The 11,839-nt window shown below is 74.2% G+C and carries 9 protein-coding genes; all 9 read left to right on the forward strand.

What is annotated here, in order from left to right:
• The first annotated feature begins 208 nt into the window (after nucleotides 1-208).
• The 9 genes from AB0O09_RS37965 to AB0O09_RS38005 all read left to right on the forward strand — a co-directional run bounded on the left by AB0O09_RS37965 (nucleotide 209) and on the right by AB0O09_RS38005 (nucleotide 11,724).
• A complete protein-coding gene (locus AB0O09_RS37965) occupies nucleotides 209-1,612 on the forward strand; it encodes a sensor histidine kinase (RefSeq protein WP_363550189.1) in 1,404 nt (467 codons plus the stop codon).
• Nucleotides 1,564-2,244, forward strand: coding sequence for a response regulator transcription factor (locus tag AB0O09_RS37970; RefSeq protein ID WP_363550191.1), 681 nt, complete (start codon nucleotides 1,564-1,566; stop codon nucleotides 2,242-2,244). Before AB0O09_RS37965 ends, AB0O09_RS37970 begins: the two co-directional genes overlap by 49 nt.
• 134 nt (nucleotides 2,245-2,378) lie before the next feature.
• Complete coding sequence (locus tag AB0O09_RS37975; RefSeq protein WP_363550193.1) at nucleotides 2,379-3,932, forward strand: DUF2637 domain-containing protein; 1,554 nt, start codon at nucleotides 2,379-2,381, stop codon at nucleotides 3,930-3,932.
• Between the two features lie 191 nt (nucleotides 3,933-4,123).
• A complete protein-coding gene (locus tag AB0O09_RS37980; protein WP_363550196.1) occupies nucleotides 4,124-5,413 on the forward strand; it encodes an aldolase/citrate lyase family protein in 1,290 nt (429 codons plus the stop codon).
• Between the two features lie 183 nt (nucleotides 5,414-5,596).
• A complete protein-coding gene (locus tag AB0O09_RS37985; protein WP_363550198.1) occupies nucleotides 5,597-6,247 on the forward strand; it encodes a YigZ family protein in 651 nt (216 codons plus the stop codon).
• A gap of 162 nt (nucleotides 6,248-6,409) precedes the next feature.
• Nucleotides 6,410-8,266 (forward strand): hypothetical protein, encoded by a 1,857-nt coding sequence (locus AB0O09_RS37990; protein ID WP_363550201.1) that lies wholly within the window; start codon nucleotides 6,410-6,412, stop codon nucleotides 8,264-8,266.
• A gap of 331 nt (nucleotides 8,267-8,597) precedes the next feature.
• Nucleotides 8,598-10,313, forward strand: coding sequence for a restriction endonuclease (locus tag AB0O09_RS37995; protein ID WP_363550203.1), 1,716 nt, complete (start codon nucleotides 8,598-8,600; stop codon nucleotides 10,311-10,313).
• Between the two features lie 78 nt (nucleotides 10,314-10,391).
• A complete protein-coding gene (locus AB0O09_RS38000; RefSeq protein WP_363550206.1) occupies nucleotides 10,392-10,823 on the forward strand; it encodes a DUF6278 family protein in 432 nt (143 codons plus the stop codon).
• 181 nt (nucleotides 10,824-11,004) lie between these two features.
• Nucleotides 11,005-11,724 carry a ZIP family metal transporter gene (locus AB0O09_RS38005; protein ID WP_263108094.1) on the forward strand — a complete coding sequence of 240 codons (720 nt, stop codon included), beginning with the start codon at nucleotides 11,005-11,007 and terminating at the stop codon, nucleotides 11,722-11,724.
• Nucleotides 11,725-11,839 lie beyond the last annotated feature (115 nt).

Raw genomic sequence — 11,839 nt, forward strand, 5'->3', positions numbered from 1 at the left:
TGGGAGAGTAGGACGCCGCCGAACAATTCTTCTGAGAAGCCCCGCCCGGGGACCCCGGGCGGGGCTTCTCGCATTTCCGGGTTCGGCACGGCCGGGGGGTGGTGCTAGGTCCACCCCAAAGACGGGTGTCACAGCCAATGTGCTGCGATGGCCCCAGCCAGGAAACTGATGCCGTGGCCAGTCGGACGTCGATGTCGGGAGCAGCACCGTGGCAGTCACAACTTCCCTCGAAGGGATGAAGGTGGTCGGGCGGGGAGCGTCGGGGCGGCTCCGGGCGAGCGTCCGGGCGGTGGGCCGGTCCGCGATCGCTGCCGGCGGCGCGAGCCTGAGCGTCCTGTTGCCGTTCATGGTCGTGGTCGTCACCGGCGGTGTGACGGCCCGGATCTTCGAGACCTTCGAGTTCTTCCCGTTCTGCGTGTTCGTGACGGTGATGACCACCGGTCTGCTGGCGGTCTACCAGTGCTCCCGCCACAGCGCGGGCTGGACGAGGGCGCAGATCCGGCGCTGGTGCGGGATCACCGTCCGGGCGGAGTACTCGCCCGTGCCGCCGCTGGAGCGTGACGAGCGCGGCCACTGGTGGACGGGCTTCTCCTACCACCGCCGGCACGGTGTGGCCCGGGTGGCCCGTTTCGTGCACTGGAGCGTGCGGGACGCCACGACCAGGCGGGACGCGATCTGGTGGCTCCTCAACCCCTGGTCCGCGACGTTCTTCCTGGTGCCGCCGGTGCTGATGCTCGGTGGTGGGGCGGTCTTCGCACTCGTCTCCGCCGTCGACGGTGGGCTGGGCAGCAGCCACCCGCTGAAGTCCGTCATGTCGCTCCTGCTCGGCGTGCTGGTGTCGGTGGTGGGCCTCCTGGTCACGCCGTACGCACTGCGTGCCCACCTCGACGTGGCCGCACGGGTGCTGGAGCCGGGTCGGTGGGCCAGCAACACCCAGCTGAAGCGCCGGGTCGAGGAGCTGACGTTGACCCGTGCCGATGCCCTGGGCAACCAGGCGGCGGAGCTGCGGCGGATCGAGCGGGACCTGCACGACGGCGCCCAGGCGAGGCTGGTGGCGATCGGCATGACGCTCGGCACGATCGAGCACCTGATGGAGACCGACCAGGCCGCGGCCCGCGAGTTGCTCTCCGAGGCCAGGCAGTCCTCCGCCAAGGCGCTCCAGGAGCTGCGCGACCTCGTGCGGGGCATACACCCGCCGGTCCTGGCCGAGCGCGGGCTGGGTGATGCGGTGCGGTCGCTGGCCCTGGACAGCCCGCTGCCCACCGAGGTCACCGTCTGCCTGCCGGAGCGGCCCGAGCCGCCGGTGGAGGCCGCCGTCTACTTCTGCATCAGCGAACTGCTCGCCAATGCCGCCAAGCACTCGGGGGCACGACGGGTCTGGGTGGACATCCTCCACCGGGCCGGACTGCTCCGGGTCACGGTCACCGACGACGGCTGCGGGGGCGCTCAGCCCGGCCGGGGGAGTGGGCTGCGCGGCATCGAGCGGAGGTTGGGTACCTTCGATGGCACGCTCTCGCTGAGCAGCCCGCCGGGCGGGCCGACGACCATCACCATGGAGTTGCCGTGCGCGTTGTCCTCGCCGAGGATCTCTACCTCCTCCGACAAGGGCTGATCAAGCTCCTGGAGGTGCACGGCTTCACCATCGCGGCGGCGGTCGAGACCGGTCCCGAGCTCTTGGAGGCACTGCTCAACGAGAAGCCCGACGTCGCAGTGGTGGACGTCCGGCTTCCGCCCACACTGACCGACGAGGGGCTGCAGGCGGCGCTCGCGGCCCGGCGGCAGGTCCCCGGCCTGCCGGTCCTCGTCCTGTCGCAGCACGTCCAACAGCTCTACGCGCGGGAGCTGTTGGCCGACGGCTCCGGCGGCGTGGGGTACCTGCTGAAGGACCGGGTGTTCAACGCCGAGCAGTTCGTCGACGCCGTCCGCCGGGTGGCGGCCGGCGGTACGGCGATGGACCCGGACGTGATCGCCAAACTGATGGAGAGCCGGGCCGGTTCGGGCCCGCTCCAGCGGCTGACACCCCGGGAGCGGGAGGTGCTGGAATTGATGGCGGAGGGCTGTTCCAATTCCGCCATCGCCGCCCGACTCACCGTCAGTGACGGTGCGGTGGCGAAACACATTGCCAATATCTTCACGAAGTTGGAGCTGGCACCGGCCGAGGATGCCAACCGCCGTGTCCTGGCGGTGTTGGCGCACCTCAACGGCACCCCACAGCGGACACCGGCGTCCGGGCGGGAGGCGTGATGAAACGCGTGTACGAGTAGTATCCGGTGGGCCGAGACGGTCCACAGCACGGAGACCCCGTGTCCGGCCGAGGGTGGATTCGGCAGTAACGGTCGCTTACGGCAGCAGCCGGTCCCCAGGGGTTGATCTACTACATGGCACGCCCGTCCCTCACTCGCGCTCATCGGGCACTACTCGGCGTGGTCGCCGCCGGTGCCTGCCTGATCTCCGGCATCGGTTTCGCCGGCTCGTACAACGCGGTGCGCGAACTCGCGATGGAGAAGGGCTTCGGTGCCTTCTCCTACGCCTTCCCGATCGGCGTCGACGCCGGCATCGTCGTGCTGCTCGCGCTGGACCTGGTCCTGACCTGGCTGCGCATACCCTTCCCGCTGCTGCGGCAGACGGCCTGGCTGCTCACCGCCGCGACGATCGCGTTCAACGCGGCGGCCTCCTGGGGCGACGCCCTCGGCATGGCGATGCACGCGGTCATCCCGGTGCTGTTCGTCGTGGTCGTCGAGGCTTCCCGGCACGCGGTGGGCAGGATCGCGGCGATCACCGCCGACCGCCACATGGAGTCGGTGCGCCTGATGCGCTGGGTCCTCTCGCCGGTGCCGACCTTCCGCCTCTGGCGCCGCATGAAGCTGTGGGAGCTCCGCTCCTACGACGAGACGGTCCGGCTGGAGCAGAACCGGTTGGTGTACCGCGCGCAGTTGAGGTTCCGGTACGGCCGCGGTTGGCGCCGGTCCGCTCCCTTCCAGGCGCTCCTGCCGCTCAAGCTGGCGAAGTACGGCGTGCCGCTCGACCCGGGCATCCTCGACCGGATCGACGGTCCGCTGGAGGTGACGAAGGGCGAGGCCCCGCCCGCCGGTCCGGCTGCGGTGTCGGCCGCCGTGGCGGTGCCGACGCTGGCCAAGCTGGCCGCGGTCCGGCTGCGGGACGCCCAGGAGCCGGAGCACGACGGCACGCCGGTCTCCGAGCCGGAGGCCGCCCAGGCCAACGTCTGGATGGCCCGGGCGGTCCGCAGCTACTCGCAGCCGTCCGACGACGCCGAGGCGCCGGGCGCCCGGATGTCCCCGTGGTTCAAGCCGCCGCGGGCGGCGGAGCCGCGGCCCGTCGGAGCCCAGGCCGGCCCGATGGGCGACCTGCCGCCGTCCGGCCCGCAGGTCCTCGGCGGTCCGGCCCAGGGCGAGCGTCCGGGCCGTCCGGTGCCGGGTGCCGTGGGCCGTCCCCAGGCCGGGCCGCAGCAGGGCACGGCCCGTCCCGTCCCCGGGCAGGTGTCTCCCGGTCGGCTCGGTCGTCCGATCCGCCTGGAGCAGACCGTCCACGCCGAGTCCGAGCAGTTCCAGCAGGACGTGCGCCGCTTCGCGCGGGACGGGGCCGCGGCGGAGCCGCTGCCCTTCGACCAGGCCGAGGCCGACCGCGCCGAGCTGGCGGGGCTGGACTTCGATGCCGAGGGCGTCGAGTCCGCCGGAGGGCCGGGCGGCCGCCGCTCCGGTGCCGACCCGCTCGACCCGGACGTCTGCTTCGACGCGCTGATCTCGTACATCGACACCTACGAGCAGCAGCCCGATCCGCAGAGCCTCGCCGAGTTCCTGACCTCCGAGTACGGGGTCACCGGCTCGCGCCCGGACGGTTCGGTGAACCCCGCGGACGTGAACCGCATCTGGGCCCAGCTGCAGAACCGCTACGTCAGCTCCGGCCGCGAGTAGCCGCCACCGGCTGCGGGCACACGCCGGGTCACCGGCGCAACCGTGCATCACCACAACCCCACGCACCCCCCGGCCGACTCCGACCGGGGGGTGCGCCATTGACGCCCCGGCGCGGCGGACACTACCGTCGCCTCAACAATTTGTTGAAGCGCTGGTGCGGTGTGCGGCCGGCGCGTCGTGGAGGAGTTCTGATGGCGCAGGTCGAGCTGGACGGCACCGTTCCCGCAGGTGGAGCCTCGTTCTCCGACGCGGCCCGGACGGCCGTGGCCGCCCTGCTGGCCCCGATCGACGCCGAGCTGGCCCGCCGCTACCCGGGGGACTCCGGCAGCCGGCAGCCCGTGCACACCGTGTACGTCCCGGCCGACGCCTTCGGCGCCGACACGGTGGACGACTGGGGACGCCGGGCGCTGGAGGCGTTCGACGCGCACGCCGCGACGCCGGAGCAGCTCGCGCAGGCGCTCGGAGTCCCCGCGGACGCCCTGCTCGCCGACGTGCACGCCCGCGTCCGGGCCAAGCTGGAGCGGGAGCCCGTCGAGGACCTGCGGATCGACTTCGAGGACGGCTACGGCCCCCGGCCGGATGCCGAGGAGGACGCGGCCGCGGTACGGGCCGCCCGTCTGGTGTCCGAGGCGGTGGCCGGCGGGACGGCCCCGCCGTACATCGGCATCCGGATCAAGTGCATGGAGGCGGCCGTCCGCGACCGCGGCATCCGCACCCTGGAGCTGTTCCTCGCCACGCTGCTGGCCGGGGGCGGCCTGCCCGACGGGCTGGTGCTGACCCTGCCGAAGGTGACCTACGCCGAGCAGGTCACGGCGCTGGTCCGGCTGCTGGAGGACTTCGAGCGGCGGGCGGGGCTGCCCGCAGGCCGGATCGGGTTCGAGATCCAGATCGAGACCACGCAGGCGATCCTCGGCGCGGACGGCCGCGCCACGGTGGCCCGCATGATCGACGCCGCCGAGGGCCGGGCGACCGGCCTGCACTACGGCACCTTCGACTACAGCGCCGCCTGCGGGGTCAGCGCGGCGTACCAGAGCATGGACCACCCGGTGGCCGACCACGCCAAGGCGGTGATGCAGGTCGCCGCGGCCGGCACCGGCGTGCGGCTGTCCGACGGCTCCACCAACGTGGTCCCGACCGGCTCCACCGAGCAGGTCCACGCGGCCTGGCGGCTGCACCACGGCCTCGTCCGCCGTTCGCTGGCCCGCGCCTACTACCAGGGTTGGGACATGCACCCGGCGCACCTGCCGACCCGCTACGCCGCGGTCTACGCCTTCTACCGCGAGGGCCTGGAGGCGGCCGCGGCCCGGCTCGCCGCCTACGTGGCCAAGGCCGGCGGCGACGTGATGGACGAGCCGGCCACCGCCCGCGCGCTCAGCGGCTACCTGCTCCGCGGCCTGGACTGCGGGGCCGTCGACCCGGCGGAGGTCGCCCGGCTCACCGGCCTCGACCGCGCCGCGCTGGACGCACTCGCCGGGCGCTGACCGCCGGCGTCCGGCAGCCCAGGCGGGGAGGCGGCGATCCTGCGGCGGGTCCGGCACCGAACCGGCGCAGGACCCGGAGCGTTAGGCTGGCGGGACACCCGTGCGGGACGACCGGTGCGCCGCCGCGGCAGCGCCGTCGCCTGCCGCCCGCCACCACCCACCTGCCCGGAGACCCGTCCCGCCATGTCGGAGCCCAGCCCGAAGCCGTACCTGACCGTCCGGGGCGCCGGCAGCCACGAGATCGAGATCAAGAAGTCCCGCTTCATCTGCCACCTCGCCCGGGTCGCCGACGAGGACGAGGCGCAGGCCTTCATCGCCGCGATCCGCAAGCAGTACTGGGACGCCCGGCACAACTGCACCGCCTTCGTGGTCGGCGAGGACCAGCGGCGCGAGCGCTCCAACGACGACGGCGAGCCGAGCGGAACGGCCGGTGTGCCGATGCTGGAGGTGCTCCGGCGGCGCGGCCTGACCGACACGGCGGCGGTGGTGACCCGCTACTTCGGCGGGATCAAGCTCGGCGCGGGCGGACTGGTGCGGGCGTACGGCAGCGCGGTCTCCGAGGCCGTCGACGCGATCGGCCTGCTGGAGCGCCGTCCGGTGGCCCTGTTCACCGTTCCGGCCGACCACACCAAGGCCGGACGGCTGGAGAACGACCTGCGTGCGGCGGGGTACGAGGTGCGCGACCTGGCCTACGAGGCCGCCGGGGTGCGGATCGAAGTGGGGGTGCCGGAGGCCGGGGTGACGGACTTTCACGCCTGGCTCGCCGAGGCCACCGGCGGCTCCTCCAGTGCGGCGCCGGCGGGGTGGAGCCACCGCGAACTGCCGATTGAGTGACACTCGAACGAATTAACCATGCCCGGAGTCGGAACTTCCGCTCCGGGCGTCTCCGTTTCCAGCACAAGGACGTCGCGCCGGCACCCGCCGGCCGATGCCGGACATCCAGCCCATCGATGGAGGACCGCAGACCCGACCCCTGCACCACGGGAGGTACCGAGCATGACGTCAGACCACGCCCCGACCTCCGGCCGCCCAGCCGAACCACCGGGCCTGCCCAGGCAGGCCGACCAGTCCGGACGCGCCATTCCCTACCGGACGACCCTCACCACCGCGCTGCCCTTCGACGACGTCCTCGCCCTGGTGGACGAGGCACTCGCCGTCTGGCTCAAGCAGGAGGGCCACGACGAGCCCCCGCCGGCCGACCGGTCCCCGAGGACGGAACGGCTCAGACTCGGCGAGCGCGTGCTCCTGGACCGCGACACCGGGCCACTGCCGGTGTCCGCCGAGGCACCGGCCACGCCCACACCTGCCACTGCTTCCGACACCACCACCCCCGACCGCGACACCGTCCCCGGCCCTGACCACGGCCCCGGCCAGGGCCGTGCTTCCGGTGACACCCCTCCGGTGGGCCCCACCGGCCGCTACGCCCGACGCCGGCTGCGCACCCCGGACGGCGCTCACCGCACCCACCTGCTGACCGTCACCATCGCCACAGCCGCTCCCACAGATGCTCCCGCTGGCGCCCCGACGACCGCCGGCGGCGAGGAGCCCCTCGTGCTCCGGCTGGAGGCTGAGCACCTCACCTCCGGTCCGCCGGTCCGCAGCCCCGGCCGGGTGCCGGTGCCCGAGGTCGCACGGATCCTGCTGCCCCTGCTCGACGCCCACGACGGCCCCGCACCGCTGACGGCCCAGCCGCGGGTCGTCACCCCCGCCGAGGTCGACGACCTGATCGACCAGCTCTGCGACCCGGAGCGGCGCCTGGCCGCCGTCGTCGCGAGCGTGCCCCCGTCCACCCCGCTGGAGGAGTGGCTGGCCGACCAGGTGCAGCCGGTGCTGCACCAGCTCACGGGCCTGGCCTCGCTGCACGTCCTCGACCACGCCGCCCTGCCGCTGTTCAACGTCGCCTTCGAGTTCCACAAGGTCTACGGGGGCGCGGTGCGCACGTACCTCCCCGAGGTCGACCCGGCCTCCCGCGCGGACGCCGGACGGCACCAGGTTCTCGCCACCCGCCGGATGTCGGAGGACACCCGCCGGGCGGCCGGGTTGCTGGCCCGCGAGCCCCGGCAGATCGCCGCCGAGATCCCCGTGCCGCCGGCCCTGGCCGCCGTCCCCCCGCTGATCGTGCCGCCGGAGCACCGGCAGCCCGTGCGTTCCGGGACGGCCTCCGAGGTGCCGCGGCCCCGGGCCGACGAGCGCCGCCGTCGCAGCGCTCCGCGCCTGGCCCGCTCCGGCAGCAGGCTCTGCGTGGCTCCGGTGGCACCCGTCGCGGTCCCGGCGGAGGCCGGACTGCCCTCGGCGGCCGCGCTGCGCGCTCCCGCCGAGGCGGCGTTCGCCCGCCTGGCCAGGGACACGGCCGCGGACAAGGAACTGGTGCCCGAGAGCTTCGGTGAGCTGGTCTGCCGGTTCGCCGAGTTCCCGCTGCTGCAGTTCACCGGGGACGAGAAGGAGACCGTCGCACTGGACGGGCAGCCCGACGGCTCCGGCTGGGCGCGCCTCGCCTGGGACGGGTTGACGGCCCTGCAGGAGTACGCGGCGGCAGCCGTCCGAGGTGAGGCCGGCGGTGACTTCAAGGCGTGGTGCGAGCACACCCCGCCCGGCTGCCACCACTTCCCGCCGCGCAAGGCCGTCCGCTGGGAGTCCCGCACGGTCGAGAGCCACGCCAAGTGGAAGCGCGAACGGATGCTGCCGGTGCCGCCCTGCGTGGACGCGTCCCGACGCGCCTTCATGGGAGCACACCTGCGGATCGGCGGCGGTTCGACCGCCCCCCGACTGCACTACCTCGACGACTGCTCCGGCAGCGGCCGCATCTACGTCGGGTACATCGGACAGCACCTCACCAACACCCGCACCAACTGACACCCGCACCAACTGACCCACCGCCGGAGGGAGCCGAGGGCACAGCGCCGACACCGACCGAACCGAACCGAGACCCGACGGCGGCACCACGGTGGCCGACGGGCACCCCAGGGGTGGCTCGGTCGGTGCACTGCGGTGGCCAACTCCGGTTGTTGGCTGACCATCGCATCCGAACGGTGGAGAATGCTCGCAGGGACCGCGGCCGAGCGGCCCCTGCGAGCGCGCGCGGGCTGGTCCGGGCCTCCGCGATCTCGCCGGACGACCAGTGATGCAGTGACGCAGTGGTTCAGTGACGTAGAGGCTCAGTGACGTAGTGGGGGATCGACCGCTGATGCAGCATTCACCCGACAGCCGCCCGGACGGTACCCCGTCGGCCGCCTCCTCGGCCCGGACACCATCGACCCGGACCTCCTCGGCCCAGGCATCCTCGGCCCGGGCGTCCGCCGCGGCCCAGACATTCCCGGAGGCGGCCGAGCCGCTGCAGGCCGGGTTCCTCGCCACGCTCTTCCGCGACCTTGGGGCGGAGGCCCCCGACGGCCCGTCGGAGGAGGACACCGTCGCCGTGCACGCCCGCGCGGCCGCCCTGACACACCATCGGACCCTCACCGTGCAGGCCGAGCACGAACACCTCGCGGACCTGCTCCGCCGCGCGGCGCTCCCCGTCTCCGCGATGGACTTCGAGAGCCAGCTGCGCAGCTACGAACCGCGGCCCTTCCCGGCCGACGCCGACCTGCCGCCGGTCGAGGCCGAGCCGCGCTGGGCCGACTACGCCCCGCCGCAGCCGCCGGCCGCCGCCCCCGACGAACCGGCCTCCCGCCGGCTGCTCGACTCCGGCTACCAGCGCGAACTCGCCCAGGCCCGGCTGCGCCACCAGCGCGACCTGCGCGAGTGGCGGGCCCGTCAGGCCGAGGGCGCCGCGGCCGAGTCCCGGGCCGCACGGGCCGCCCACGAGGAGACCGAGCAGGCGAAGGCCCGGGCGGTGCGCGAGTACAACGAGAGCCTGGAGGAGTGCCGACGGGCGTACCGGCTGTCCGAACCGGCCGCGGTGGAGTCCCTGCTGGAGCGCGCCCTCGCCGCCGCCGAGGTCGCCACCCGCGACATCCCGTCCCCCTGCCGGGCCCTGTTCCGCCCGCTGACCCGGACGGCCGTCCTCGACCTCGACCTGCCGCCGCTCGACGTTGTGCCCTCGCTCTCCGGCTACCGGCTCGCCGAGGACGGCACGCCCGAAGCCGTGCCGCGGGCTCCGGCCGAGCGGTCTTCCGACTACCTCCGCCTGGCCGCCCGGCTGGCGCTGCGCGCGCTGCAGGCCGCCGACGCCGTGGACACCGAGGGGATCCTCGCCGGCGTGGTGCTGAACGGCTGGCTGCGCCGGCCCGGTGCCGACCCGGTCTGCCTGCTCAGCGTGGACGCCGACCGCGACGCGCTCGCCCGTACCCGCCTGGTGGCCGACCCGGCAGGCCTGGCGGACCCGGCAGGCCCGGCAGGCGCCCGGAGCCCGGTCGTGGACGACGACGAGCCGGCCCCGGGCGTGTACGCCGACGCGGAGCACGACGAGGCGCTGTTGCGGCTGCGCGAGCTGTCCGCCGTGGTCACGCCCGACCCGTACGGGCCCGTGCCGGTGGTGCCGAACGGCACCGCCGGTGCGACGGTGCCCGCCCCGGCCGAGCTGTCGCCCAACGAGTTCGCCCAGCTGGTGCGCGAGTTGCTCACCCGGGGCGGGCTGGGCTCCTGGAGCGTGCGGCTGCGCGGGCCGATCGGGCTGGTCGCCACCGCCGAGGGCACCGCGGACAGCGCGCTGCCCGGCCGCTGGGTGGTCTGGGCGTCCCGGAACACCGATCCGGTGACCGAGGACGAGGTGCGCACCCTCGCCGAGGCGGTCCGCGAGGAGGGCGCCGAGCGCGGGCTGCGCCTGACCACCGGCAGGTTCGGCGAGGCGGCGCTCGACCTCGCCGCGGAGGAGGGCTACCGGCGCATCCACCTGATCGACGGCGAGGGCGTGCGGGAGCTGTCCCGCACGCACCTCGGCCTGCCCCTGGCAGCGGGCTGAGCGGCCGGGGCCGCCCCGCCGCGCCGGGCGCGGCCCCGGCCCGCTGCACCGACACCGCGGCCCTGTCAGTCTGGAGGGATGGGAATCGGGTTCCTGGACAGGTGGCGTGCCCGGCACGTCCACCACCCGGGCGGCATCCCGCCGCAGCCGGACGAGCCGACGATGGCCGACCTGCTCGCCGAGTGCGGGCTGCTGCGCGAGCTCGCCGACGACTCGGGCGTGCGGCTCGACGACGGAGTGACGTCGCTGACCCAGCTCGACCAACTGCTCCCGCGCTGGCGCGACGATCCGGAGGTCTCGGAGTGGCTTGGCAACGACGCCGGCCTGTATCTCGGCACGGTGCTGCGCCGGCGCGTGCCCGGCACGGTCTGGCGGCTCGACGAGCACGACCGCCCGCTGGTGGTCCTGCCCGGCGGGCGCGAACTCGACGTCACGGCGATCGGCCACAGCTGGGCGGTCGAGGGCTCGCCCCAACTCGCCGCGGCCTACCTCGCCGCCACCGACGGCTGAGACCGCCGACCGTGCCCGCCCCCGTAGCCGTGCGCCCGCCCTGGACGGTGCCCGCCCCGGATTCCTGGTGCATCCCCGGTTCCGTGTGCGCACCGGCGCCCCGCCGTCCGTCCTTCCCGGCGCAGCGAGCGGCGGAGGCCGACCGGTGACCGCCGTCCTGGTCGCCGCCGCAGCCTTCCTGATGACGCTGGTCGGCGGCTGGGTCGCCCAGCGCACCGGTGACCGCCGGCACCTGGTGCTCGGTTTCGCCGCCGGGCTGATGCTCGGTGTGGTCGCCTTCGACCTCCTGCCGGAGGCGGTCCGTGCCGCGCCGGACGAGATCCACGGTGTGCCGCAGGCCCTGCTGATGTTCGCGGCCGGCTTCCTGACGATCCACATCATCGAGCGCGCGGTGGCGATCCACCGCAGCCACGAGGGCGAGTACGCCGCCCACACGCACGGCCACGGGCACCACGACCACGCCCGGCAGGGCATCGGCCTGACCGCGGCCGGAGCCCTGGTCGGGCACAGCCTGATGGACGGCTTCGCGATCGGGGCCGCCTTCCAGGCGGGCACCACGGTGGGCACGGTGGTGGCCATAGCGGTGGTGGCGCACGACTTCGCGGACGGCTTCAACACGTACACGATCACCCGGATGTACGGGAACGACCGCAGGCGGGCGCTCACGCTGCTGGCGGCGGACGCGGTGGCGCCGGTGACCGGGGCGGCGATCACGCTGCTCTTCACCATCCCGGTCGAGGTGCTCGGCCTCTACCTGGGCTTCTTCGCCGGATTCCTGCTGTACCTCGCGACCTCGGACATCCTGCCCGAGGCGCACAGCCCGCACCCCTCTCGGACCACGCTGCTCTGCACGCTGCTCGGTGTGGGCTTCATGTGGCTGGTGATCGGCTTCGCCGACTGAGGACCGTCGCCGGGACGTCGGCGGGCGAACCGGGGCGGACGGGCGGAGCCGGGGCGGGGGGGGGGGGGCGGGCCCCCCCCCCCCCCCCCCCCCCCGGGCCGCCGCGCCCACCTCC

Source organism: Kitasatospora sp. NPDC093679, from assembly GCF_040683455.1.
Classification (GTDB): Bacteria; Actinomycetota; Actinomycetes; order Streptomycetales; family Streptomycetaceae; genus Kitasatospora; species Kitasatospora arboriphila.

Bases quoted from the DNA above. Each gene is read 5' to 3' on its own strand.
- AB0O09_RS37980 (WP_363550196.1), top strand. From the start codon at position 4,124: ATGGCGCAGGTCGAGCTGGACGGCACCGTTCCCGCAGGTGGAGCCTCG.
- AB0O09_RS37995 (WP_363550203.1), top strand. From the start codon at position 8,598: ATGCAGCATTCACCCGACAGCCGCCCGGACGGTACCCCGTCGGCCGCC.
- AB0O09_RS37975 (WP_363550193.1), top strand. From the start codon at position 2,379: ATGGCACGCCCGTCCCTCACTCGCGCTCATCGGGCACTACTCGGCGTG.
- AB0O09_RS37990 (WP_363550201.1), top strand. From the start codon at position 6,410: ATGACGTCAGACCACGCCCCGACCTCCGGCCGCCCAGCCGAACCACCG.
- AB0O09_RS38005 (WP_263108094.1), top strand. From the start codon at position 11,005: ATGACGCTGGTCGGCGGCTGGGTCGCCCAGCGCACCGGTGACCGCCGG.
- AB0O09_RS37985 (WP_363550198.1), top strand. From the start codon at position 5,597: ATGTCGGAGCCCAGCCCGAAGCCGTACCTGACCGTCCGGGGCGCCGGC.
- AB0O09_RS38000 (WP_363550206.1), top strand. From the start codon at position 10,392: ATGGGAATCGGGTTCCTGGACAGGTGGCGTGCCCGGCACGTCCACCAC.